The organism is Candidatus Salinivivens marinus (assembly GCF_965655845.1).
Taxonomy (GTDB): domain Bacteria; phylum Pseudomonadota; class Alphaproteobacteria; order Rhodobacterales; family Rhodobacteraceae; genus Salinivivens; species Salinivivens marinus.
Map to the genome: position 1 here is coordinate 1 of NZ_CBFHHX010000003.1, position 23304 is coordinate 23304.

Annotated in this window: 27 protein-coding genes and 1 tRNA gene; 14 read left to right on the forward strand and 14 right to left on the reverse strand. The window is 38.3% G+C overall.

Going from position 1 to position 23304, the window contains the following annotated elements; genetic code table 11:
* Both ACTF5Q_RS03660 and ACTF5Q_RS03665 read left to right on the forward strand, forming a co-directional pair.
* Positions 1-454, forward strand: a 454-nt coding sequence (locus ACTF5Q_RS03660; RefSeq protein ID WP_438953324.1) for a flagellar hook-basal body complex protein, incomplete at its 5' end; no start/stop codon positions are given.
* A 34-nt stretch (positions 455-488) separates the two neighbouring features.
* Positions 489-998, forward strand: coding sequence for a heavy metal-binding domain-containing protein (locus tag ACTF5Q_RS03665; protein ID WP_153692512.1), 510 nt, complete (start codon positions 489-491; stop codon positions 996-998).
* A 49-nt stretch (positions 999-1047) separates the two neighbouring features.
* On the opposite strand, the gene ACTF5Q_RS03670 is transcribed toward ACTF5Q_RS03665, so the two are convergent.
* Complete coding sequence (locus ACTF5Q_RS03670; RefSeq protein WP_438953325.1) at positions 1048-1440, reverse strand: hypothetical protein; 393 nt, start codon at positions 1438-1440, stop codon at positions 1048-1050.
* 152 nt (positions 1441-1592) lie between these two features.
* Between ACTF5Q_RS03670 and ACTF5Q_RS03675 the strand changes: the two genes are divergently transcribed.
* Together ACTF5Q_RS03675 and ACTF5Q_RS03680 are read left to right on the forward strand one after the other, a co-directional pair.
* Entirely contained in the window at positions 1593-2231 is a 639-nt protein-coding gene (locus ACTF5Q_RS03675; protein WP_438953326.1) for a class I SAM-dependent methyltransferase, read from the forward strand.
* Positions 2232-2313: 82 nt separating this feature from the next.
* A complete protein-coding gene (locus tag ACTF5Q_RS03680) occupies positions 2314-2694 on the forward strand; it encodes a hypothetical protein (protein ID WP_438953327.1) in 381 nt (126 codons plus the stop codon).
* 72 nt (positions 2695-2766) lie between these two features.
* On the opposite strand, the gene ACTF5Q_RS03685 is transcribed toward ACTF5Q_RS03680, so the two are convergent.
* Positions 2767-3927 carry a PQQ-dependent sugar dehydrogenase gene (locus ACTF5Q_RS03685; protein ID WP_438953328.1) on the reverse strand — a complete coding sequence of 387 codons (1161 nt, stop codon included), beginning with the start codon at positions 3925-3927 and terminating at the stop codon, positions 2767-2769.
* 67 nt (positions 3928-3994) lie between these two features.
* Here ACTF5Q_RS03685 and ACTF5Q_RS03690 point away from each other — a divergent pair, with 67 nt between their 5' ends.
* Together ACTF5Q_RS03690 and xylA are read left to right on the forward strand one after the other, a co-directional pair.
* A complete protein-coding gene (locus ACTF5Q_RS03690; RefSeq protein ID WP_438953329.1) occupies positions 3995-4552 on the forward strand; it encodes a histidine phosphatase family protein in 558 nt (185 codons plus the stop codon).
* A 135-nt stretch (positions 4553-4687) separates the two neighbouring features.
* Positions 4688-5995 carry a xylose isomerase gene (gene xylA / locus ACTF5Q_RS03695; protein WP_438953330.1) on the forward strand — a complete coding sequence of 436 codons (1308 nt, stop codon included), beginning with the start codon at positions 4688-4690 and terminating at the stop codon, positions 5993-5995.
* A 26-nt stretch (positions 5996-6021) separates the two neighbouring features.
* On the opposite strand, the gene ACTF5Q_RS03700 is transcribed toward xylA, so the two are convergent.
* Positions 6022-6783: a DeoR/GlpR family DNA-binding transcription regulator gene (locus tag ACTF5Q_RS03700; protein WP_438953331.1), complete on the reverse strand. Its 762-nt coding sequence runs from the start codon at positions 6781-6783 to the stop codon at positions 6022-6024.
* Between the two features lie 167 nt (positions 6784-6950).
* Between ACTF5Q_RS03700 and glpD the strand changes: the two genes are divergently transcribed.
* Both glpD and ACTF5Q_RS03710 read left to right on the forward strand, forming a co-directional pair.
* The gene (glpD, locus tag ACTF5Q_RS03705) at positions 6951-8540 is read left to right on the forward strand and encodes a glycerol-3-phosphate dehydrogenase (protein WP_438953332.1); all 1590 of its coding nucleotides are present in this window, start codon (positions 6951-6953) and stop codon (positions 8538-8540) included.
* 99 nt (positions 8541-8639) lie between these two features.
* Positions 8640-10235, forward strand: a complete 1596-nt coding sequence (locus tag ACTF5Q_RS03710; protein ID WP_438953333.1) for a gamma-glutamyltransferase family protein — start codon at positions 8640-8642, stop codon at positions 10233-10235.
* A gap of 655 nt (positions 10236-10890) precedes the next feature.
* Here the strand turns inward: ACTF5Q_RS03710 and ACTF5Q_RS03715 are convergent.
* Positions 10891-11478 (reverse strand): dimethylsulfonioproprionate lyase family protein, encoded by a 588-nt coding sequence (locus tag ACTF5Q_RS03715; RefSeq protein WP_438953334.1) that lies wholly within the window; start codon positions 11476-11478, stop codon positions 10891-10893.
* Between the two features lie 79 nt (positions 11479-11557).
* Positions 11558-12412 (reverse strand): DMT family transporter, encoded by an 855-nt coding sequence (locus ACTF5Q_RS03720; RefSeq protein WP_438953335.1) that lies wholly within the window; start codon positions 12410-12412, stop codon positions 11558-11560.
* A 109-nt stretch (positions 12413-12521) separates the two neighbouring features.
* Between ACTF5Q_RS03720 and ACTF5Q_RS03725 the strand changes: the two genes are divergently transcribed.
* The 5 genes from ACTF5Q_RS03725 (at position 12522) to ACTF5Q_RS03745 (ending at position 17488) form a co-directional block, all read left to right on the forward strand.
* Complete coding sequence (locus ACTF5Q_RS03725) at positions 12522-13484, forward strand: DMT family transporter (protein ID WP_438953336.1); 963 nt, start codon at positions 12522-12524, stop codon at positions 13482-13484.
* Between the two features lie 113 nt (positions 13485-13597).
* Positions 13598-14749: an amidohydrolase gene (locus tag ACTF5Q_RS03730; protein ID WP_438953337.1), complete on the forward strand. Its 1152-nt coding sequence runs from the start codon at positions 13598-13600 to the stop codon at positions 14747-14749.
* A complete protein-coding gene (locus ACTF5Q_RS03735) occupies positions 14746-15897 on the forward strand; it encodes a M24 family metallopeptidase (RefSeq protein ID WP_438953338.1) in 1152 nt (383 codons plus the stop codon). Before ACTF5Q_RS03730 ends, ACTF5Q_RS03735 begins: the two co-directional genes overlap by 4 nt.
* 80 nt (positions 15898-15977) lie before the next feature.
* Positions 15978-16373 (forward strand): DUF4174 domain-containing protein, encoded by a 396-nt coding sequence (locus tag ACTF5Q_RS03740; protein ID WP_438953339.1) that lies wholly within the window; start codon positions 15978-15980, stop codon positions 16371-16373.
* 155 nt (positions 16374-16528) lie between these two features.
* Positions 16529-17488, forward strand: coding sequence for an alpha/beta fold hydrolase (locus ACTF5Q_RS03745; RefSeq protein ID WP_438953340.1), 960 nt, complete (start codon positions 16529-16531; stop codon positions 17486-17488).
* Here the strand turns inward: ACTF5Q_RS03745 and ACTF5Q_RS03750 are convergent.
* The gene (locus ACTF5Q_RS03750) at positions 17481-17654 is read right to left on the reverse strand and encodes a DUF1737 domain-containing protein (RefSeq protein WP_438953341.1); all 174 of its coding nucleotides are present in this window, start codon (positions 17652-17654) and stop codon (positions 17481-17483) included. The two genes, ACTF5Q_RS03745 and ACTF5Q_RS03750, sit on opposite strands and share 8 nt — an antisense overlap.
* 428 nt (positions 17655-18082) lie before the next feature.
* Between ACTF5Q_RS03750 and ACTF5Q_RS03755 the strand changes: the two genes are divergently transcribed.
* Positions 18083-18772 carry a TylF/MycF/NovP-related O-methyltransferase gene (locus ACTF5Q_RS03755; RefSeq protein WP_438953342.1) on the forward strand — a complete coding sequence of 230 codons (690 nt, stop codon included), beginning with the start codon at positions 18083-18085 and terminating at the stop codon, positions 18770-18772.
* 134 nt (positions 18773-18906) lie between these two features.
* Here ACTF5Q_RS03755 and ACTF5Q_RS03760 read toward each other — a convergent pair.
* The 8 genes from ACTF5Q_RS03760 to ACTF5Q_RS03795 all read right to left on the reverse strand — a co-directional run bounded on the left by ACTF5Q_RS03760 (position 18907) and on the right by ACTF5Q_RS03795 (position 23212).
* Positions 18907-18980 (reverse strand) — tRNA-Cys (locus ACTF5Q_RS03760).
* 179 nt (positions 18981-19159) lie between these two features.
* A complete protein-coding gene (locus ACTF5Q_RS03765; protein ID WP_438953343.1) occupies positions 19160-19387 on the reverse strand; it encodes a hypothetical protein in 228 nt (75 codons plus the stop codon).
* Positions 19377-19589, reverse strand: coding sequence for a hypothetical protein (locus tag ACTF5Q_RS03770; protein ID WP_438953344.1), 213 nt, complete (start codon positions 19587-19589; stop codon positions 19377-19379). Before ACTF5Q_RS03770 ends, ACTF5Q_RS03765 begins: the two co-directional genes overlap by 11 nt.
* 129 nt (positions 19590-19718) lie before the next feature.
* Positions 19719-20267, reverse strand: a complete 549-nt coding sequence (locus ACTF5Q_RS03775; protein WP_438953345.1) for a CIA30 family protein — start codon at positions 20265-20267, stop codon at positions 19719-19721.
* Between the two features lie 106 nt (positions 20268-20373).
* Positions 20374-21138, reverse strand: a complete 765-nt coding sequence (locus ACTF5Q_RS03780) for an HpcH/HpaI aldolase family protein (RefSeq protein WP_438953346.1) — start codon at positions 21136-21138, stop codon at positions 20374-20376.
* A gap of 12 nt (positions 21139-21150) precedes the next feature.
* Positions 21151-22035: a DMT family transporter gene (locus tag ACTF5Q_RS03785; RefSeq protein ID WP_438953347.1), complete on the reverse strand. Its 885-nt coding sequence runs from the start codon at positions 22033-22035 to the stop codon at positions 21151-21153.
* Between the two features lie 197 nt (positions 22036-22232).
* Positions 22233-22529: an AzlD domain-containing protein gene (locus ACTF5Q_RS03790; protein ID WP_438953348.1), complete on the reverse strand. Its 297-nt coding sequence runs from the start codon at positions 22527-22529 to the stop codon at positions 22233-22235.
* Complete coding sequence (locus ACTF5Q_RS03795) at positions 22526-23212, reverse strand: AzlC family ABC transporter permease (protein WP_438953349.1); 687 nt, start codon at positions 23210-23212, stop codon at positions 22526-22528. The genes ACTF5Q_RS03790 and ACTF5Q_RS03795 overlap by 4 nt, the downstream gene beginning before the upstream one ends.
* Between the last annotated feature and the right edge of the window lie 92 nt (positions 23213-23304).

Genomic DNA, 23304 nt, shown 5'->3' on the forward strand with positions numbered 1-23304 from the left:
TGATGCCTTTGTCATGGGTTCGCCTCTTGTAGATGGTTTGTTCGGACCAACGCCGGAAGAACTTGATGGACTAGCACCTATTCAAATTCCGCTAAAGCGTGAGGATGTACCTATGTCTGAACTTAGGATTTTGGGTGATGGGCATATTGAGGCCAGTTATGGAACTGAAGTTTCTTACCCTGTAAGTACTGTTGCTTTAGGTATTTTTTCAAACAATAACGGCCTTAAGGAATTGGGTGGTGGAATTTATGCTCAGACTGATAAGTCTGGCGCGGTCAGTTTAGGGGCACCATCGGATTTAGGCTATGCTTCTTTAAAGAGTGGCGGATTAGAGGCTTCCAACGTAAATATCACTGATGAATTAACTGCTATGATCAAAGCTCAGCAACAGTTCAACGGATCAGCTAGGTTGATGCAAACAAACTCAGAGATGGTGGAAAAACTAACTCGATAATAGAGTTCTAGTTCTATTTTTAGGAGAGTAAAAAATGTCACAATGCGTAGAATGTAAAACCAGAATGGGTTTCACAGAGTCTAATGTGGCCAGAGAGCATAAAGGCTTGTGTGTGGCGTGCCATGTGAAGTCTTTAGTAAAAGAAAAAGTTGCGGCAGCAAATAAACCACATCGACCCACAAACGTGAAAAGTATTGATAACTTATTTACAAAGTTTGAAGATATGCTTGTGACAAGCGAAACCGCTATGAACCTTAGAATACGCAAGCGGTTTGGCGTTGTTCATGGCGAGGGTATTTTTGTTGTCGAAAGTCAGTCTTTTGTTAAAAAACTCTTATCGATATTTATAAAACGCTATCGGTCGATAGATCGGAAAACTCTGAAAACTGCGATAACCGATGCAATGGTTGAGCTTAAAGCTGCTGCTTTAAAAGCAGGAGGAAATGCGATAGTCGGATATGATATTCAGTATACAAATGTGATCTTTAATTCGAAGGAACACGTTATTGTATCTGTTTCTGGTACATCAGTCGAAACAGCATAAAGCTATTTCGACCAATGTGTAATTAGTAAAATGATTTTTGTTTTACTGGCTATAGGCCCTTTTTCGAGTGACAGTCAAAGAAATGCCCTGTGAGTGTTGTGACCCCAGCATGCTCACGCCAATTGGTTATTGATAAAGCATTTGCTCCTGTGACCATAGCTCTGTTTCTGAGAGCAATCATAGTTTGAGTATAAGCTAACGAACTACTAAAATTTAATGCAATAGTTCTGGAGCAATGATCGCTTCCTCTCGTATAAGAGTATGCATGGACGCTTACTTTTTCTGACCCTTTTAGAGGGTGAGCCTCATAAATAGTCAGAGCGGTGGACTCTGTGTAAGGCTTTGCTGAAACGTTTGATGTGGAAACAGGGTGTGTAGTTGTATGGCAGCCAGCTAACAAAAGAGCTGATGCGACTAAACCAATTAGGGTTGTAATTTTCATTTTACTATCTTTCTTCTTTTTCGATCCCTATTTCTAACGACACCAGATATATTTATGTTAGCCCGGAGTATCATTTTGTATTTTGGAAATTGTTATATTTATCCTATTATACTATATAAATTATATTAGTAAGATTTAGATTTGATTTCTTAATGTCGCGCAGTTTTGATAGTGAAATAGCAGAAATTTATAACGAGAGGTTTTTAGAATTTGGTCCGTTGCCAGAAGCAAGTATGTGGTTTTCAAAGAAAAGACAATTTGCTCGGTTTGACATAATTTTAAATCAGATAAAGTCATTATCACAAAAAAAAAAGATATCAGTAAGCGATATTGGGTGCGGATACGGTGCATTTCTAGAGTTTTTGTCTGAAAGAAAATATTCTCATGAATTGCACTATTATGGCTATGATGTTTCTGATGAAGTAGTTAAATTTTGTCAAAAAAAATATTCTAACAGAGCTTCCTTTCATACCGGGTCTATTCCTGTAATGGATTCAGATTTTATCATCATGTCGGGAACATTTAATTTTTTCCCGTCACGTGATTATAATGCTTGGAGACGTTATTTTTACAGAGTTTTAAATTTACTTTGGTCAAAATTGAAATGTGCTATGATTTTCAATTTGCAAATATCAGACCAGGAAAAGATTACAGAGGGTGGAATTGTTTATTCTTCTCAAAAAGAGATAGAAAATTTATGTAAATCGAGTTTTGGCAATGTGAGCGTAATAACTAACCCTACGATACCAAAAGATATGACCTTTGTAGTATCAAAACACTCCAGATCATAAAACTAATGAAAAAATATGCATTAGACTAGTTGGTTAATTGGCATAAAGTTTGCTGCCTCTGATAAAGAGAATGGAGTTTTTTATGTTCAAAGTGGCAATAGTCTCAGTTGCAGCTGCAGTTGTTGGAGTACATTCGGCAGGGTTTTTTGTCGGTAGCGAAAAAAAACAAAGCTTTATCTCCAGGGTAACTCTTGAAGAACATTGTGATCTAGAGGCAAACGCCTTTGCTGTTGAAAATTTATCAACTGGTGACGTTCGGCCATTTAAACATGGAGAGGCGTTCATTCGTGCGAATAGTTCTGACTGGCTTAAAGTTGTGCTCAGTACAGATTTTAATCATGTCTACTTTGATGGTGAGAAAATCCGAGCGGATAAGCAACTCAAAATTGTTCAGAACTGCTCGTCTGAAACAACTCTAGACAGCATTTTCGACAGTTTTAACGACACTTTTTCAACGAAGTGATAAAGGATTGCCTCAGGCTAATGCTTTTCCAATCGGACGCTGGAAGTGTTTTCGGTGTATTTACTAAAACCTTTAATCTAATTTTAACTTTAATAGTCTACCCATTCCGCCGTCCTCTATTGCCCATATATTACGGTCTTGGCCAATTGTGAGTGCACGGATGCGTTTGCCAATATAAAACTTTTCCTCATGGGTTACCTGATAGTCTTGTATATTCAGCCGGAATATAGCTTTACTCTTTAGTCCAGATATAAATGCATTACCTGACCACTTCTGGCCCTTTTTGATCGGCATAAAGGCCAATGATGAAGGAGCAATGGTGGGTACCCAATATTTTACTGGCGGAGTAAATTTATCGTTAGTTGAATGGCTTGGGATGTGCTTGCCATTGTAATGATTTCCTTCGGAAACTATGGGCCAGCCGTAGTTTGCTCCTTTAGAAATTAAGTTCAATTCATCGCCGTGTAATGGCCCCATTTCGTTAGCCCAGAGATTATTGTTAGGTGCAAATGAAATCCCTAAAACATTTCGATGACCTAAGGACCATATAGTATTCGCTGGAAATCCCATTTCCTTAAAAGGATTATCTTCCGGTATCCGTCCATCATCGTGTAGTCTTATTATTTTACCCAAATTATTATCAAAACTCTGTGCCGAATCCATAATCTGCCTATCTCCGGATGAGATGAACAGCATTCCATTATGGGAACTTCCTGTTGGGCCAAAAGCTAGGCGATGAGAAAAGTGACCTCTTCCTGTCGTTTGTGGTAGTTGTTCCCAGATTAGTTGATGATTGCGGAGTGTAAGGTTCTCTAATTTCGCTCGGATAACTTTCGCGGCACGTGTTCTTCCATTGTTTTCGGATGCAACAAAAGATATATACACAAGACTATTTTGGCTAAAATTAGGGTGGGGTAAAATATCTCCCAATCCGCCTTGACCGCCATAAGTAATATTAGGCAAACCATCTATTAAAAACTTTGTTCCATCTTTCTTTACCAACCAAAGTTTACCTTTTTTGGTTGAAACTAATAGATCATTTTCATTGATAAATGTTAAAGCCCATGGTTCATCAAATACTGCTATCTTTTCAATTTTTATTGTGCTTCCGCTAGATCCAATGATTGATACTTCAGCTCTCGCAGTGTGAGGCAGAGTAAAATAGCATACCGACATTACCAAAATATTTACTATAAATGAGCATAGAACTTCGGTGGACTTCTTAAATTGCATTTGTTGCGACGCTTCTCTGAGTTACAATATTGGGATATGTTTTAATTCAAAATAGGATATTTTGCGTATGCGAATATTTAAAACAATTATCTTAATTTTTAAAATATGTCTTTTTGGAAATATTTCGAGCGCAGATACTATTTCTTGGTCGGAAGTTTTAGATCAACCAAAGTTGAATGTCATTTTTCTGCGTCACGCTCTTGCACCTGGTTACGGTGATCCCTCTGAATTCGATATAAGTGAGTGTAAGACCCAAAGAAATCTAAACCAAGAGGGGCGAGATCAAGCAATATCTATTGGAATAAGGCTTAAAATGGAGGGGGTTTTGTTTGATAAAATATACTCGAGCGAGTGGTGTCGTTGTATAGACACAGCAACTCTTATGGATATAGGTGAAATAAATATGTTTTCTGGTTTGAACTCTTTTTTTCAGGACCACTATGATAAAAAAGAAACTCTACGCAAATTAATGCAAAAACTTAAAAATTTGGACGAAAAAAATCGAATTTTGATGGTAACTCATCAAGTTGTTATTTCTTCAGTTACAGGCATAAATGTTGGTTCTGGAGTAGCTGTTGCTTACAGTACTACGGATGGATCTGCGATAAAAATTTCTATGCCTTGACTATAAACTCTCAAACCACTTCACTAAGTTTAGAAAAAATAATAAAAATTGCATAAGTGCATAATTCTGCCTCAATAAGGCTGTTCGAATGCAAATTTCTGTTTGACCGATTGGACATAATAATGGGTATCGAAAATGACAACTGAATTTTTTAATGGCATTAGTCCAGTAGAATACAAGGGTGCGGAAAGCAGTGATCCTCTATCATACCGGTATTATAATCCTGACGAAATTGTTTTGGGCAAAAGAATGGAAGAGCAGCTTAGATTTGCGGTAGCCTGGTGGCACAGCTTTGCGTGGGAGGGCGGTGATCCTTTCGGCGGTTCAACTTTTGTACGGCCATGGCACCCACAGGATAATATGGAACGGGCGCGACTAAAGGCCGACATTGCTTTTGAAATGTTTGATATTTTAGGAGTTCCATTCTTTTGCTGGCATGATGCTGACCTTCGACCTGATCAGGGAAATTTCAAGGAGAATTTATCTACTTTAAACGAGATTACAGACTATATCGGTTCCAAAATGAACTCAGATAGTCCAAAATTGTTATGGGGTACAGCTAACATGTTCAGTCATAGACGATGGATGGCTGGGGCAAGCACCAACCCTGATCCCGATGTTTTTGCTTTTGCCGCAGCAACTGTAAAGTCTTGTATGGATGCTACACATAAATTGGGTGGTCAAAACTATGTATTATGGGGAGGACGCGAGGGATATGAAACTTTATTAAATACGAATTTATCCAAAGAGCTCGACAATATGGGGCGCTTTTTAAGCATGGTTGTGGACTATAAATATAAAATTGGTTTTACAGGAACAATTTTAGTTGAACCGAAACCACAGGAACCTTCAAAGCATCAATACGACTTTGACGTAGCTACATGCATAGGTTTTTTAAGAAAATATGGATTAGAAAAAGAGGTAAAGTTAAATATTGAGCAGGGCCATGCAATTTTAGCGGGACATTCATTTGAGCATGAGATTGCTCTTGCAGCGTCTGAAGGAATGTTAGGTTCAATTGATATGAATAGAAATGACTACCAGTCTGGCTGGGATACGGATCAGTTTCCAAATAATGTACCGGAAGTCGCCCTCGCATATTATCACGTTCTCAGGTCTGGTGGTTTTTCGACTGGTGGTACAAATTTTGATGCTAAGCTGAGACGACAATCAATAGACGCGGTCGATCTCATAGCTGCTCATGTTGGTGCAATGGATATCTGCGCACGTGGATTAAAAGCCGCTGAAGCTATGATTAATGATGGGGGCCTTGAGGCAAAATTACAGGAAAGATACCAGGATTGGTCTAAACCTGAAGCTTTGAAAATGTTGGGTAGTAGCTTGGAGGACATTACACAGTTAGTATTAGAAAAGAATATCAACCCAGAACCACGCTCGGGTAATCAAGAAATTTTGGAAAATTATGTAAATCGTTTTGTTTAGTTTGTTTTAATGCCTAGAGCTAAAGATTATTCACTATATCTTATTTCGGTATTCCATGATCTACATTTTTCAAGCAGCTCGGGCTCAAGTTTGTTATCAGTAAAGAAACAGTCTATTATAGACAAGGGAGCGATTTTGACCGGAGCTTTTCGCAAAAATTTTGTATGATCAGCAAGTAAATACGTTTTATCAGCTTGGCTGATTATGCTCTGGTTGACGAGTATTTCTTGAGTATCGAAATCCAGCATATTGCCTTCACGGTCTAATGCCGAGCATCCTAGTATTGCCAAATCAAACTTAAAATTTTTAATAGTTTCTAGAGCTGGCTGGCCAATTAATGCACCATCTGATTTCCTCAGGTTGCCTCCTGTGATGACCACTTCACTTTTCGCATTATTCTTCAGCACATTTGCAATATTTAAATTATTGGTCACTATCAACAAATTTTTATGTTCTAAAAGCAATTTTGCTACGGTCTCAGTACTTGTGCCAATACCCATGAACAGGCATATTTCATTTGGAATGTTCTTAGCGCATTCTCGGCCAATGGCCTGTTTGCCAAGCAAGTTAATTTTTTTTCGCTGCTCGTATTCAATATTTTCTATGTGGGATGGAATTATTGCTCCGCCGTGGACCCTTTCAAGTTGACCATCAGAGCAAAGTTTATTTAAATCTTTTCGGATCGTTTGCAGAGATACGTTGAAATATTCTGCGAGTTCTTCAACTCTAACAATACTTTGTTGGTTTGCCAGCTTAATTATTTCGGGTGACCGTAAGTTGTTAACCATCCTGCAGTGCTCATAAATAAATTACGTTAACGATAATCTCAAATATCATAATTACCAACAAATTTCTTTCTTTTCCGTTGGAATATCTTCGTTTTTGCATTATACGAAAATAAAATGAATAAAAACGAAATAAAAAGAAAATAATAAGTAAAATTTGAGAATGTAAATTGAATAAAAAAGTGCATGATTTGTTTATTATTGGTGGTGGCGTAAATGGTTGTGGCGTTGCCAGAGACGCGGCAGGACGTGGCTTGTCTGTTGTTCTAACAGAAATGAACGATTTGGGCTCAGCCACTTCTTCCTCTTCTACAAAGTTATTTCATGGTGGGTTGAGGTATTTAGAGTTCTTTGAGTTTAGGTTAGTAAAGGAGGCTCTTGAGGAGCGTGAGGTACTGTTGAAAGCAATGCCGCATATCAGTTGGCCAATGAGATTTATATTGCCTTTGAACAAATCTCAGCGATTTGAGTCTACTACTCCGGCTTCAAAGTTACTTAATAGAATATTTCCATTTTATAAAAATAGAAGACCTGCATGGTTAATTCGTGTGGGTTTATTTTTGTATGATTTAATGGGGGGACGAAAAATTTTACCTCCAACTAAGAAATTAGATCTTTCGGTGTCTTTGGAGGGAGTTCCGCTCAAAAAAAAATTTAGAAAAGCATTTGAGTACTCGGACTGTTGGATTGAGGACTCTCGGTTAGTTGTACTTAACGCAAAGGATGCAGCAAAGCTTGGGGCAAAAATTTATGTGAATACAAAGGTCATTTCAGCGAAAAAAGATGATGGATTATGGTACATTGAAACAAAAGACCAAACAACAGGTAAGAGAGAAGTGTTTTTATCAAAGGTACTGATAAATGCTGGTGGTCCTTGGGTTAGCGATATAATTCATAACGTGTTGAGGGTAAATACGCCCGAAAAAGTTCGGTTGGTGCGAGGCAGCCATATTGTTGTTCCAAAAATCTGGGATCATGGAAAGTGTTATTTTTTTCAAGGAAATGATGGTCGAATTATATTTGCAATTCCTTACGAAACTGATTTCACGTTAATTGGCACAACAGATATTGACCATATAGAATTAGATGAAAAGCCACAGTGTAGTGAGCTTGAGAAAACTTATTTAATTAATTTTGCCAACCAATACTTTGATACTGAACTGAAAGTTGAGGACATCGTATGGACCTATTCAGGCGTGAGACCGCTTCAAGATACCTCTGAAGGCAATGCAACTGCTGTGACGCGTGATTACAGCATAAAAGTGAATTGGGAAAATGAAGTACCTTTGATAAATATTTTTGGTGGGAAAATCACAACTTATCGAAGACTCTCAGAGAGTGTTTTAAATGAAGTTGCTGCGTTCTTTCCAAAAATGCGCGGGCCTTGGACAGCTGAAGCTTACCTGCCTGGAGGTGATTTTCCAGTAAACGGAGTGTCAGACTTAATTATGGATCTTATAAAAGATTATCCATTCCTGAGCGAGAGGTGGGCAGCACGTCTGGTTAAGGCTTACGGCAGAGAAGCCTTTGAAATGTTAGGTAGTGTTCGTAATGAAGATGATTTAGGTATCAATTTTGGTGCGACATTAACGCAGAAGGAAGTTGAATGGTTAATTGGAGAGGAATTTGCGACTTCTGCACAAGACATTCTTTGGAGGCGATCAAAATTAGGTTTGCGTATGTGTGCTTTGCAAGTCAAGAATTTGCAGAATTTTATAGCTACTCAAACCCAGAACAAAAAAAGAAATTCTTCAGATTAAAACACAATATTTCCAATAAGACAGAAGTCACATATGGTGATCTCTTTCTTTCCAGCTATATTAGTTAATATGAAGAGTTTTTAAGGTACCCAAAAATAGATGCAGATTGAAAATTACCCAAATTATCCATCCAGAAGATCTCCTGTGATTGCTCAGAATATGGTGGCGGCTAGTCAGCCGCTTGCAGCTCAAGCAGGTTTGCGTATGCTGATGCGTGGGGGCAATGCTGTTGATGCTGCATTAGCCACTGCTATCACTTTAAGTTTGGTTGAACCGACGGGATGTGGGTTAGGATCAGATGCTTATGCAATTATTTGGGATGGTCAGAGCCTTCACGGACTTAATTCTTCTGGCAGATCGCCAGCGTCATGGACGGAAAGCCGTTTTTCTAATTTAAAAGAAATGCCTTACAGAGGCTGGGAAAGTGTCACGGTTCCGGGTGTGGTAGCCGGCTGGGTGAGTCTTTCAGATAAATTTGGCAAACTACCGTTTCAAGAACTGTTTGAACCGGCTGTTGGTTATGCGGAGTCTGGTTTCGCAGTTTCGCCCATCATAGCGCAACAGTGGAGCCTTGGAGCGGCAGAGCTTTCTGATCAACCTGGATTTGCTGATAATTTCCTACCAAATGGAGTTTCTCCTGCAGCAGGTGAAATTTATAATAATATTGAGTTCGCAAGATCTTTAAAGTTGATTGCTGAGACAAAAGGAGAGGCATTTTACTCAGGTGCTCTTGCAGAAAAAATTGATGCCTACGCAAAAAAGCACCATGCTGCGCTACGGATAAGTGATTTAGCAGAGCATCAAGCGGACTGGCCAGGTACAATTTCGAAAAATTTTCATGGGGTTTCTTTGCATGAAATTCCTCCAAATGGGCAAGGTATCGCTGCGTTAATGGCGATAGGGATATTAAACCATACATCCCTTGATGATTTGGAGTGTGATAGCCCGCTTTCGGTTCATCTTCAAATTGAAGCAACGAAGATAGCATTAGCAGATACTTATAAGTACGTTTCGGACATAGATTTTATGAAGAAAATAACTGTGGCTGACTTATTAAGTGAAGACTATTTAAAAGAGAGAGCAGTTCTTATCAAACATGACCAAGCCGTAGATTTTAAGGCAGGAGCTCCAAAAAGTGGAGGAACGGTATATCTGACAGCTGCAGACCAAGATGGTATGATGGTCTCATTTATTCAGTCTAATTATGCAGGTTTTGGTTCCGGAGTCTGCATACCAGGAACCGGTATACATTTGCAGAATCGGGGAGCAGGGTTCTCTCTTGATCCTAAAAGTCCGAATGTTGTCGGGCCAAAGAAAAGACCATTTCATACGATCATACCAGCTTTTCTAATGGATAATGGGAATCCTCTAATGAGTTTTGGCGTAATGGGAGGACCAATGCAGGCGCAGGGTCATATTCAAATGGTTGTAAGGAGCCATTTGTGGAAACAGAACCCGCAAGAGGCCATCGATGCACCGCGATGGCGAGTTGAGGGCGGATTAGATGTTGTTTGTGAGGCGTCTATGAATAATGAACTGTTATCTTTTCTATCAGAGCTAGGCCATAATGTTTCTACCAAAAGTTCCGATGATGCATTTGGTTTTGGAGGGGCGCAATTGATACGGCGATTGCCAAATGGTTTTTATATTGGGGGCTCAGAGTCGCGTAAAGATGGTCACGTCATTGGTTTTTGATACTTCAAATCCAGAAGTGGCTCTTAAAGATAGCAAGATACAAATTCTCTGTTGATTTCGTTAAATTTATAATGCTACACGACCTATGGACGATCTAGAGCCATGGCAAATCTGAATACCCCCCGATTGCCATGGCTCTCGCATAAAAGCAGAAGAGACAGAACTTGAATTACTTCATGTCCTGCCTCTTCTTGGATAACTACTGTCCCCATCTGCTTCATGTATGAGAAAAACTAAGTTTATCTCCTATCTGACATGGATAACACTTTCTGTTAGACAGGAGTTGTTATCCAACTTCGAGCTCCGATCCAACCGAAAGGTTGTGGACGATCTGAACTCTATGCTTCTGGGGTTGGTTTTGTCCGTGTTCGAAAACTATAAATGCCTAAGCGTCTATAATTCCCTTAACTTCTAATACCCCCCAGTTTTTATCCTTGCACAGAGAATGCCATCAATTTTCTGCAGCTCAAAATGAATTTTTACATATCCACACATTGCAAGGTAGTTGTCCACAAGATTTTGAAACTTATCCCCAGAACAGGTCAGTATTACTTAAGTAAATGACAAAAAATTTTCTTAATTTAACAGAATCACCGAAAAATTTGACAAACTTTGTGTCCAATAATCTCTAATGATTTCTTTAGATCAGAAATTTTCAATTCTTTGGTAGGCCTTTATACCGATAGTTATCCATCGATATATCACCATTCCATACGTAAACAGACATGAAAGCCTTTTTTTCTGTTTTTGAGGCGTGAGGCATTAAAGAAGGATGATAAGAACTTTCACCGGGAAGAAGTTCTTGGTACTTATCATTCCCACGCTTCCAGTATGACACTCCGGCCAATGCGATATAGATTTCCTCGGCGGGATGAGTTCTAATCCCATATTCGGATTGGCTGAGCATTCCATACAGTCCGATTCTCACCGAATTAGAGGTGATTAATCCATTCGGCCCCAATATCTCAACGTGAGCTTTTCGTTTGCTGTGTTCGATATACAATTTATCGTTAGAAGTTGTTGGCGGACACCAATCTAGTTCTGCATTCAGGATGCTTTTGCAAATTGGATGAGCTTGCTCCTCCTCCATCACATTAACAATTTCTGCTGGCAGAGGAGTGCTTTTCGCTGATTTAAACTTCTCGAATGATGCTTTCTGGAGTGCTTCCAGTGCTCGACGCTCAATGTCTGTTGTACCTGAAAAAACTGACTGAAGTTCTATAATTATTGCTTCTAACGACATTATAATCTCTACATCACAACTTCTAATGATTATCTATTGACTACCAATCATTTCAAGAGGTTTCTTTGTAAGCCGCTTGTTAAGTTTTGCTGAACGCAGAAAAATTGAAAACTAATAGTGTGAGCACAATCAAGGCACCACCAATAAGACTCCAATTACCCGGGTACTCGTAAAGTACCGCCCAAACTAATAAGGGTGCCAGTATAGTTTCCAAGAGTATGAGTAGCGATGCTTCGGGTGAACTTATATATCTTGGTCCTATGGCCAAAAAGCACGTTCCAGCGGCTATTAAGATCCCATGTAGAAGATAGAAATTGGCATTTGCCTCAAATCCTTTAAATGGGTCTGTGAAAAAGAATAAAATTAATGCTGAGCTTAAGTAGGCGACTGGTAAGGCTGGTAAGATAGAAATATTCTGGAGTTTTCTTATTAACGTTAACGCCGCTGCATAGGAAATACAGACATAGAGCGCGAATAAGTCACCCCTCCAGTTTGATATTTCATTTTCAGTGGAGCCATAAGCAATTAAAACTAGGCCTAAAGAAACGGTGGCAATTGTTTTTTTTACTCTTGTTGCAATCGGTTCTCCAAGTAAGAAGTAACTAAATAATGCGGCAAAGATCGGCATCGCAGCAAAGATAAAAACTACATTTGCAACACTTGTATTTTCTACCGCGCAAACAAAAGCTGGTGAAGTAGATCCTATTAAAAAACAATATAGCCAACCTAATTTACCCATCAAAAACAAAGATTTTATATTTTTAAAACCAGCAAAAGTAATTAACGCGGCTAAAATTAATAAACCTGCTGCAAAGCTTCGCCAGAAAGCAATTGTCAATTCATCTGAGGATATAAGACGAACAAATAACGAGTCGGGCGTTACAAATAAAACACCAAAAAAAGTTATTAATATTCCTTTCTGATATTCGCTCATTTAAACAAAAACATCGCTATCATTTTTCCTCTCTTCATGATTAGCTTAAACCGCTGGATTAGCCTAAAAGCTGATAAAAAAATGTCCAGTTGTATTCAGAGGAATGGTTGTGCAAGCAGGGTCGGTTCAGAAAGCTTCATTTTATGTGTTTTTAGGAATGCTGTGCATATCAATAAATGATTTGTTCGTAAAACAATTTTCTAAAAATTATCCATTGCATGAAATTATATTTATTAGATCGTTAATTGCAATTTTGTTTACGCTACTCTTAGTAAAGAGTGAGGGTGGGCTCAAAATTTTAAAAACTCAGAAACCGATACAACATGCTTTACGGGCGGTAGCAATTTTTTTGTGTAACATGATCTTTTTTTCGGCGATAGCAACGCTTCCTCTTGCTACAGCCACGGCTCTTTTCTTTGTAGCGCCAATTTTTATTACACTATTATCAATCCCCCTTCTTGGAGAAAAAGTCGGAATAAGGCGGTTGTTAGCCGTCATTACTGGGTTTTTGGGGGTATTTATAATGATGAAACCAAATACTTGGAGCATGTCTGATATTCCGCCGTTTATATATTTCCTTCCTGTTATTGCAGCAGTTCTATACGCACTAATGCAAATAATGACCCGTAAACTCTCAAAGTCTTCTAAACCCGCAGCATTGGCATTTTATATCCAGCTAACCTTTGTGATTTTTAGCCTAATTTTTGGATTGATCTTTGGCGATGGAAAATTAGCAGATGTCAGCTCAAATACTAGTCTACAGTTTATCCTAAAAGGTTGGGCCTTTCCGAAAACATCAGACCTACCATATTTTTTTGCCTTAGGTTTTTTGGCTGCCGGTGTGAGTTATTTTATGTCAAAGGCATACAGTACTGCGGCCGCAGCGAGCGTTGCGCCATTTGAATATGTTTTATTACCACTGAGTATTTTCTGGGGGTGGACTTTTTTTGGAGATATACCCGATTTATATATTTTGACAGGTATTATATTTGTTGTTGGCTCAGGGTTGTATGTATTGATAAGAGAGAAGAAAAAAGAAATACCATCTTCGTCCTTTCCAAATAAAAGTTAAAAGCTGATGTGATGCTTATAGTTAAATCCCACAACTTTCTTCACTTTTTATTTGATTTTAGTTCTGTAAAATGAAAGTGCAGAAAGTATATCCTTAAAGCATGAGGAAGAAACTTGACTATTTCTATTGAAACTTTGAGAGAGCTTAGGCATGAATTTCATCGATTTCCCGAGCTTGGTTTTCAAGAAAAACAAACAAAAATAAAAATTGCAAAGTTTTTAAGAGCCAAAGGACTTGAGGTCGTTGAAGGGGTCGGAGTGATTGGCATCCTAAGATCTGGCTTAGGCAAAAAAACAATTGGGTTGAGGGCTGATATGGATGCTCTTCCAATTCAAGAAACCTCTACGCACTCATATTCGTCAAAGTACCCCGGTGTTATGCATGCCTGTGGTCACGATGGTCACATGACTATGTTACTAGGAGCAGCTGAAGAGTTGGCCCATAGTTTAGATTTCGACGGTACAGTGATTTTTATTTTTCAGCCAAGTGAAGAAAATGGCTTGGGTGCGAAGGCAATGCTAGATGAGGGCCTACTATCAAAATTCCCTATTTCCGATATATTTGCTCTTCATAACTTGCCGGGTATTGAAATTGGGCACTTAATGACTAGAAAAGGTTTGATTTGCTCCTCTGAAAGTCTTTTTGAAATAAGATTGAACGGCCGAGGAGGACACGCCTCAATGCCCCATGTTGGACGTGATACGATTTCGGTAGGGTGCGAAATTATCCAAAGCCTTCAAAATATTATTTCCAAGAGGCTTCCGCCAGGATCAGGCTCTGTACTATCGGTAACTGAGTTTATTTCCAATGGTGCTCGCAATGTTTTGCCTGGAACAAGTTTAATAAAGGGTGATGTTCGATCAAGAAATGAGGCAGACAGATTAGAGATTAAAAGATTAATTAATAAAATAGTGGAAGGAATTTGCAGGGCACATGAAATTGACAGTAAAGTTTCATTTGAAACTGAATTTGTGGAAACGATAAATTCAGCTGACCAAACAGAGACTGTGATTAATGTTGCCGAAAAGCTTGGCTTAAATTTTACCGGAAATTGTGAGCCTATGAGCTTTTCTGAGGATTTTGCTCATTTCTCTAATATTATTCCAGGGTGTCTCTTTCTCTTAGGTAATGGACAAAGTGGGAGTGGTTCTGATCCACTTCACTCCAGTTCATACGACTTTAACGATAGCTTATTGCCTATTGGGGTGAAGGTCTGGAGTAGCTTGGTGCGCAAACTTTTACCAAAAAGTGAGATGCAAGCTTGAAAAACCTTTTCGAAGCAAGATTAAAAGACCTTAAAGATCGTATGCGCGTATGGGGAATTGATACTGCTTTAGTCACAGATGATGATAATGTTTTTTATCTTACTGGTTATTATGATTATCTTCATATGGAGTTTGGACGACCAACAATATTCATAATAAGTGTAAATGGTCCCAGTGTGATTATCACTCCTCAAATTGATGAAAATTCTGCTAGGTCTCTTGCTCACTGTGATGAAATTTCAACTTGGAACGATGGGATGGGAGATGAATGGCGCGAAAAATTACCCGATCTATTAAAGTCATCAAAAAAGATAGGTATTGAAACGGATAGAATTCCTCGAGTCGTATTGTCTTACCTTTACTCATTACTTTCCAAGGAAAAATTTGTAAATTTTTCCGAAATCTTAAGTGAAATGAGAATGATTAAATCTCCAGAAGAACTTCAAATTGCTCGTCACGCGGGGCAGGTAGCAACTGCAATGATGAAGGCAGGTAGGGAGGCGATTATTGATGGAAGACCAGAATTTGAAGTTGCTATAGCAACTTCGGCAGCTGGAGCAAGAATAGCAGCTGAGCTATTAAACAAACATTATATGCCAACTGATATGTCTCCCAATACAAATTTTCTGCAAATTATGGCATCAGGCCAAGACATTACAAAAACTCACCATAGAGCTTCTAACCGTATTATGAGAAATGGTGATCCAGTTTTCTTATGTTTTTGTGGGATGACAAACTTTAACAAATTTAAATTAGGGTTTGATCGCACATTTTGGATCAATTCGGCGAAACCGGAGCACGTAAAGGTCTATGAAACAGCTTTAGCAAGTCAGGAGGCTGCTTTAGCCGAATTAGGGCCCGGCGTCAAAGCGGAGCAAGTGCATGAAGCATATGCAGAGGTAATTCAAAGAGAGGGGTATGGTTATCCATTTCGATGTGGACGCGCAACGGGATACAGCTTTTTGGAAAAACCGGAGCTAATAAGGGGTGACAAGACAATTTTGGAACCTGGTATGGTATTCGCTGTTGATGGTTCAGTATTGACGAATGACTTCAGAGCACAGGTTGGTGATAGTTTTATTATTACAGAAACTGGATATGAGCAGATAACTCAGCATCCTAAGGCAGTAGATGAAATTATAATTTGAAGTTACTAAAAGAAAATTTAAGTTGTAGTTTAAGTAACATGATATAAATATCTCTATTTCTGGATTAATTGGATAAAAAGATGCTTAAGTTTGTACGTTTTGTTTGTATTCTCTTTTTTGCATCGAGTGCATTTGCAACAGCGAATTCCTTAGACATTACTTATGTGAACCCCGATACTGAAATACGAAACTTAATTTGGGAAAAGCGTCCTGTGCTGGTATTCTCAAATTCACACTTAGACCCAAATTTGAAACAACAGATCAAAATGTTTGCGTCAGATCCAAATGCACTTTTAAGCAGGGATGTGCAAGTATTTGTAGATCATACGCCGGAGCCCAATTCAAATTTAAGAAAGCGGTTTAGGCCAAAAGGTTTTTTGATAATCTTAATTGGTAAAGACGGGCAAATAAAACTGAGAAAAAACACCCCCTGGAGTGCTAGAGAGATAACAAGGGTTATTGACAAAGGTTCATGATCAATTCTGTTTTTCTAATATTTTGATTTAGAAAAAACACCTTGCCACGTAAGTTACTTAATTACATACTTCCTTCTTAGTGGTGAAATTTTTTGTTAGCTATTGCTTTTAAAACATTAAGTGTAGCCGGAATTTAATTATTGGATAATTTATTCTTGGCTAGTTTAATCATATCAAGACGAAATTTTGGACTTGGACTAGTCGCCCATGGAATAACCGCTTGTGATAGAGTAGAAAATTACGCTATCCCAAATAAATTTGCAGAGAAAAATGTACCTGCAGTTGGTACAATTTTAAATTTAAATGGCTTGCGCGTTCACGGATATGTTGAGGGAGATGGATCTCAAGATGTAGTCTTTATTCACGGAGCTTTTATAAATCTTCGTGATTGGGTATTTGCCACACGCTCACTTTCAAAACTCGATAGCAGATTAATTTTCATTGATAGACCTGGTTTTGGATATTCTGAGAGAGATGGGGGCACATGGGACGCTGAAAGGCAGGCGGATCTAGCGAGGTCATATGTAAAAAATATTAACGGAAAAAATCTTATCCTTGTTGGGCACAGTTGGGGCGCTTCGGTCGCTATGGCCTGGGCAGCAAAATTTCCAGAGGACGTGAAGGGTGTCGTGTCCATAGCGGGTTTAAATATGCCTTTTTCAGGAGTTTCAAAATTAGCAAATGACAGTGGTCTTTTGAAGCACGCTTACGAGTTATACTTTACTAGCGTCGCCAAAAGAGCTGATAATGGTTCTATTGAAAAATTTGCGGGACGTATGTTTAAACCGCAAGATATTCCAACAGGTTATCTAGATTATGTTGGTTCAGATCTTTCCAGGCGGCTGTCTACGATCAAAGCAAACAAAAACGATTTGCTTATTGCTTCGCAAGCACTGGACCAAAACTACACATCTTATGGGCGCATAGAAATGCCAGTCGAGATAATCCATGGTAATGAAGATTTTTTATTGCCCTTTAAAAGTCAGGCTGTTGACTTCAACAAAGCAATTCCGAATTCTCGCCTCCATATTTTACCAAATGTTGGACATATGGCTCATCATTTTGCGTTAAAAGAATTATCTAATTCAATTAAGTATATAAGAAATTTTAGTTAGACATAGGTTGAATATATTCTTTATGCTCCAAATCTTCATTGTAACTAATGACTAACCCTCCTACAGGTTTCCATCCGTCATTCATGTAAGCAGTTACTGCTTCTTCTAACGCGGCGTCTGTCAACTCTCGTAATATAGCATAGCGACTTCTTGCAATTTTTTTCACTGCTGTCCTCCCTCATTGTGATTAATAAAACTGTTACACATAAAAAAAGCCTTACGCCAATATTCATTAATTCAAAAACCGTTTTAACATTAAGTAAGTATAAAAGTTGTAGGGAATTTTTTGGATGTGAGTGCCGGATCCACAAACTACAAATTTAATTTTAGATAAGCTGTTGATTATAAATCATCAAAAAGGATATTTTTCCCTAATATCGTTACTTAAATAAATTTCCCGTTTAAAATCCCCAAAACCTTATTTACATTTTATATTTCAAAGTATCGCAGGTTCTGTTTGTAAATGAACAACTGACATCGCTCTCAAAGCAATCGTGATATTCCGGTTGTGTGTACTTAGGCTAATTCGTTATAGATGTATAAAATGCACGCTCACTAGGTTCTACCAGAAACCTAAACCGATTGGATAAGATATTGAAAAAAAAATATAAAAAAGCAATCGCTGAGGATGAAATACTGTATGAATCCTTGAAGACCAATGATGGAAGAACAAAATATTGGGACGCTCTTTGGAATGACGCGAAAAAGAGCGATTTGGTTAGCCTATTTGAAGATTGTATATCTCTAACTGGTAATGTCATTGAATGTGGTGTTTGGAGAGGAAAAACGACCAAATTGCTTTGTAGATCTTTGAAAGAAACAGAAGCGAAAAAAGTATTTTATGCCTGCGACAGCTTTGAAGGCTTCGGAGATTCATCGTTAGGCGATGAAGACGTAAAATTATTCCGCCCTTTAACCAGGCTGAAAAAGAAGTTTACCGCCGCACAAGACGTTCCGGCCAAACTTGACAAATTTTTTAATTATTTCGACATAAATGGTGTTTGTTTAAAAGGTTTTTTTGATGAGACTTTGGACAAAATAGCAGCCGATGAAACTTTTTGCTTCGCACACATTGATTGTGATGCATATAAACCGCACTTAGAATGCTTAGAGTATATTTACCCAAGGCTTACCAAAGGTGGTTGTATTGTTTTTGATGATTACGGCGCGAAAGCATGGCCTGGTGCAAAAAAAGCTGTTGATGAATTTTTCTCTACTAAAGTAGAAGACGTAAAATTTAGAAAAGATAGAGGCGATGGTGCATGGTTCATTCAAAAAGCCTAGCTCACTAACCACTATAATTGAGATTTTGTAAGTGGTGTTTCTAGTTTTCTGCCTAATTGGTTTAACTTAAAACGATCTGGAAAACACACTTACTCTTACGAGTTTGATATTTATTGATCTATTCGCTGAATTTTTGGAGGCGGGTACCGGAATCGAACCGGTGTACACGGATTTGCAATCCGCTGCGTCACCACTCCGCCAACCCGCCTAGAATCAATAAGCTGAGAAATGGATTACTATATGATTAGTTACTTAAACTATTTCAATATGGCAAGTCGCTGTCAAAAATTGAATGTAAGGTTAGACCATATTTGCCATCGTAAAATTCTTACATTTTTGCGACACATAGATTGTTCAGGAATGATCAGAAACTTAGTCTTTTGAGACTTAGTCTAATCCCCTTTTTTTCTTCTGCGATGATATCAAATGTTCGACATCGGCAGTGGATAGATTTGGATATTGTTTAGCTATTTCAAAAATTTTTTCTGAATGTGTTTTTTCAGACCAACTGCCTGATGGTCCACCTGTTAAGGTGCTTGTCATAAAGTCTATAGGGTTAAACCAATCAAACGGGCCATCACGGTACATTTCATATATGTCTTCTTCAAGTGCCATAATTCATTTTGTCCATTAACTCTGTATTAGCCCCCAAATAGCAAGCCAATACAGATCCAAAGTTTGTTGGTGTTTCATCGGATGCGAGATATTCTCTTTTTTGTGCATGCTGCTTTGCAAGACTGATATCGTCTGTTCTTATTGAACGCCGAGAAAAATCTAATATCAGTTGCTTTGTTTTTGTATGATCAACAGGCTCCATATTTACCTCAAACGCGTTAAAGATGACTGTTGGCTACAACGATTAATTATCCCGAACAAAATACTTATCAAGAGGTGGTGTCGATAATAATGTTTTCTCCAGCTTTCGAGACCTAAGTTTTACTTCAAATTAATAAAACTCAAGTTCTGATACCATGACGTCCGCCGTATGATCCTTTCCATAAGCAACTATTCCGATTGTCTTTATAGAACTAGGATCAAAAACACTTTTCATAAAATTTGAGGATCTTTTAAATTGTTCAAAGGGAATATTTACTTCTTTCCAGGTAGGCTCCGATTTAAAACTGGCATGGTAATACTGCCAAGGAAGTCTTGAGCTTCTATTTCTCAGGTGTAAGAAATATTCATCACCATTGCCTTTCATCTTAATTTTTATACCTTTATATTTTTCTAATTGGTCTATCGAATAAGGCATGCGTACCTGGATAAACCCTCCGTTATTTTTAGTAGATACCTCGCCATAAAGCCTTATTGCTTTTCCTGACGCCACTATCACATATTCAGACGATCCTACAGATATTCCCCCCATAACGTTATCAGCGAAATAAATCCACCTACCGCTTTCTATAAGGTTTTCCGCAATCAATTGTGTATTTCCAATAATAATAAGTGAGAGAACTATTAACAACTTTTTCAATTTAAGCGCTTTTTTTGGCATCAATACAAACCTGTCGCGGTCGTAGAACTAGCTTGATCAAGACGTTTTGCAACACAAGTCCAGAATAACCACATTACGGCTAATGCTCTCCAAGCAATGCTAACAATCAGGTAAACTGGTTGCGTAGATTTCTAGTGCTCTCTGCCAGTAATACCATGTCTACCCCTACAGCCGTAAAAGTAGTTCCCGCGGAAATATAACGGTTGGCACTATCGAAATCCAGAGTGAGTATTCCAGACGGCATTTTTAGTGATTTCAATTTACTAATTGCATCCATTATTGCTTTTACTACTTTTGGGTGATCTATTTCCCCAGGGTAACCCATGCTCGCACTAAGGTCTGCTGGCCCAATAAAAACGCCATCAATGCCCGGGGTTAAAGCAATAGCTTCTATCTGCTCTATCGCCTCCGTCGTTTCGACTTGAACTAATAGACATATTTCTTCGCTTGCTCGTTTGAAATAATTTTCGACAGACCCATATCTTGTTGCTCGGGTCATTCCAGCCATTCCTCTCAAACCATTTGGACCGTATGTTACAGATGATACAGCATCTTCCGCTTCTCGAGCTGATTGAATGTAAGGAAGAAGTAACGTTAGAGCTCCCATGTCAAGTATTCTTTTTATCAAAATGGGATCGTTTGCTGCTGGTCTTACGACGGCAGAAACATTTTCATATGCTGCTATCGACTGCAAACTACTTTGAATTTCTACAGTTTCAACGGGTGCATGTTCTGTATCAATGAGAACCCAATCAAATCCACACGTTGCTAAAAGCTCTGGTACTGAGTTTCCTGATATGGAGTTCCAGATTCCAAGTTGATGTACTCCATTTATTAAGTTTTTCTTGAAATTATTTTTTGGTAATTCCATTATTTTCACCCATCAATTTTTATTTATTTTTTCTCGCCATATGATAACTAAACCTGCCGTAACTATGAAAAGAACACCAGGAAATAGTGTATCCAATGGGAATTCCCCAAAAACTACCCAGCCAAGCACAAAAGCCGATACCAGTCCGAAATAGTTGAATGGTGCAATTGCAGAGGCTTCAGCAGCCCGATAGGCAATCATGAGGCATACAACACCAAATCCTCCACAAAAAGACATTGATAGCAGCAAAATCGCATCTGAGTAGTTTTGAATTGGTGTAAATGTGATTGAGAGGCTGGCATATAGGCCGGCACCAAGAGCAGCTGCAGTTGCGGAATATAAATACAATATAGAGTTTGAAATTTCTTTCTTAAAACTGCGAAGAGTGACTATAGATAGAGCATAGCAAAATGATGCGCCGATTGGCAGTATTGAATTCCAGTTAAAAATATCACTCCCTGGTTTTATCACTAGGACTGTACCCAAGAAGCCAATAAAAATTGCTGCCCAGCGCCAGACCCCAACATATTCTTTGTAAAGAACTATTGCCAATATCACTATGAAGATCGGACCTGTCTGTCCTAAAGTTGCGACTGTTGCCAATTCTAGTTTACTTATTGCTGTATAAAAAAGTAACTGAGCTAGCGCCACTATAAATCCACGAAAAAAGGCAAGCTTCCATTGCTTAATTTTATAATCTTGAAGTTTTAAAGATAATTCCGCCGTAAAATATAAAAGTAATATGCTCGGAATTAGGCCGAGTGTGTTTCTATAAAAAGAAAGTTCTTCCGGGGTATAGGTGATTGAAAGATATCGAATATGTACAGCCATAAGGTCGAAACATATAATTGAGAATAGCAACCATGTTATTGCTTTAAATGTTCTTTCGTTAGCCAAGTTTGATATATCCAGATATGTGCATTGTAATTGACTTAAAAAAGCAAATAACTTTTTCAACTTTTAGACATTTATAAGTATACTTAACTGGACATATACAAATCGCATCATATCTTCCAGTCGATTAAGTACTGCTTAAATTTTTAAAGCCCAAATTACATAAAAATATACGTTAATAGTTAGTTGCAGTTTGAAGTCTACATTATCCAAATAGTTATTAATCCTGCTACTAACGTCGCTGAGACAGATTTTGTTAGATATGCAAATATAACGGCTATTGATGCGGCCACTAGTTTTTCTGCTTCATATAAAACTTCTTGACCATTAAAAGAAATAAGGCTGCTTGCTATGATTGCTGATAACACTGAAGTAGGCACATACACGACATATCGATTTAGTGATAATGGTAAATGAATATTGCGAATTCCAGAAAACATAGAAATGCGAAATATTAAATTTATCAATCCAGTTAAAATCATAACAAACCAAATCATTTGTTGTGATTCCATTTTTCGACGAAAGCACCCATCAAAATTCCTCCAAGAGCTGCAATAATTATCCAAGTATTCCAAGGTAATGATTGGCCACAAATAGCAATTAATCCGGAGGCTAGCGCACTAACGATAGTCGGAATACTCCGTAACAATGGAACCACTATTGCTATGAAAGTTAATGGTATAGCAAATGCAAGTTCCCAATTCTTTGGTATAGTAGATCCTGCAATCACTCCAATGATTGTAGAGGTCTGCCAAGTGAGCCAGAGTGTTAGACCTGCACCAAGCATGAAAAAATGCACTGGTCTACTGGTCCCATGGGAGGTAAATCGTCTTATGGATACTGCAAAGGCCTCATCGGTTAATAAGTAAGCAAGGATTATTCTCCATTTAAAATTCAATTTTTCCAGGTGTTGAGCTACCGAAGCGCTATATAGGACGTGTCTTAAATTAATCAGTGCTACTGAGCTCCCAATAACAATATAAGCAGATCCAGCAGCCCATAATTGTGCAAAAACAACCTGACTAGCTCCCGCAAAAATAATACTCGACATCAAAATGGTTTGAGTTTCTGAAAGGCCACTGCTAATGCCCAGAACTCCAAAAACTAGACCAAACGGTACAACTCCCAATAAAAGTGGCAGCATAGCGCTTACGCCTAATAAAAACTCTTTTTGTTTCATTTCTTCCTGTTGTGAAATACTGATTTCTTGGTGGCATCCACTAAAAGAAAAATTTAACTTGTGCAACTGAACAGCGCCTGACATTTTGGCAT

Excerpts from the sequence above, each read along its gene's own strand:
- ACTF5Q_RS03665 (WP_153692512.1), top strand. The coding sequence starts at position 489 with ATGTCACAATGCGTAGAATGTAAAACCAGAATGGGTTTCACAGAGTCT.
- ACTF5Q_RS03670 (WP_438953325.1), bottom strand. The coding sequence starts at position 1,440 with ATGAAAATTACAACCCTAATTGGTTTAGTCGCATCAGCTCTTTTGTTA.
- ACTF5Q_RS03675 (WP_438953326.1), top strand. The coding sequence starts at position 1,593 with ATGTCGCGCAGTTTTGATAGTGAAATAGCAGAAATTTATAACGAGAGG.
- ACTF5Q_RS03680 (WP_438953327.1), top strand. The coding sequence starts at position 2,314 with ATGTTCAAAGTGGCAATAGTCTCAGTTGCAGCTGCAGTTGTTGGAGTA.
- ACTF5Q_RS03685 (WP_438953328.1), bottom strand. The coding sequence starts at position 3,927 with ATGCAATTTAAGAAGTCCACCGAAGTTCTATGCTCATTTATAGTAAAT.
- ACTF5Q_RS03690 (WP_438953329.1), top strand. The coding sequence starts at position 3,995 with ATGCGAATATTTAAAACAATTATCTTAATTTTTAAAATATGTCTTTTT.
- xylA (WP_438953330.1), top strand. The coding sequence starts at position 4,688 with ATGACAACTGAATTTTTTAATGGCATTAGTCCAGTAGAATACAAGGGT.
- ACTF5Q_RS03700 (WP_438953331.1), bottom strand. The coding sequence starts at position 6,783 with ATGGTTAACAACTTACGGTCACCCGAAATAATTAAGCTGGCAAACCAA.
- ACTF5Q_RS03710 (WP_438953333.1), top strand. The coding sequence starts at position 8,640 with ATGCAGATTGAAAATTACCCAAATTATCCATCCAGAAGATCTCCTGTG.
- ACTF5Q_RS03715 (WP_438953334.1), bottom strand. The coding sequence starts at position 11,478 with ATGTCGTTAGAAGCAATAATTATAGAACTTCAGTCAGTTTTTTCAGGT.
- ACTF5Q_RS03720 (WP_438953335.1), bottom strand. The coding sequence starts at position 12,412 with ATGAGCGAATATCAGAAAGGAATATTAATAACTTTTTTTGGTGTTTTA.
- ACTF5Q_RS03740 (WP_438953339.1), top strand. The coding sequence starts at position 15,978 with ATGCTTAAGTTTGTACGTTTTGTTTGTATTCTCTTTTTTGCATCGAGT.
- ACTF5Q_RS03765 (WP_438953343.1), bottom strand. The coding sequence starts at position 19,387 with ATGGCACTTGAAGAAGACATATATGAAATGTACCGTGATGGCCCGTTT.
- ACTF5Q_RS03770 (WP_438953344.1), bottom strand. The coding sequence starts at position 19,589 with ATGGAGCCTGTTGATCATACAAAAACAAAGCAACTGATATTAGATTTT.
- ACTF5Q_RS03775 (WP_438953345.1), bottom strand. The coding sequence starts at position 20,267 with ATGCCAAAAAAAGCGCTTAAATTGAAAAAGTTGTTAATAGTTCTCTCA.
- ACTF5Q_RS03780 (WP_438953346.1), bottom strand. The coding sequence starts at position 21,138 with ATGGAATTACCAAAAAATAATTTCAAGAAAAACTTAATAAATGGAGTA.
- ACTF5Q_RS03790 (WP_438953348.1), bottom strand. The coding sequence starts at position 22,529 with ATGATTTGGTTTGTTATGATTTTAACTGGATTGATAAATTTAATATTT.
- ACTF5Q_RS03795 (WP_438953349.1), bottom strand. The coding sequence starts at position 23,212 with ATGAAACAAAAAGAGTTTTTATTAGGCGTAAGCGCTATGCTGCCACTT.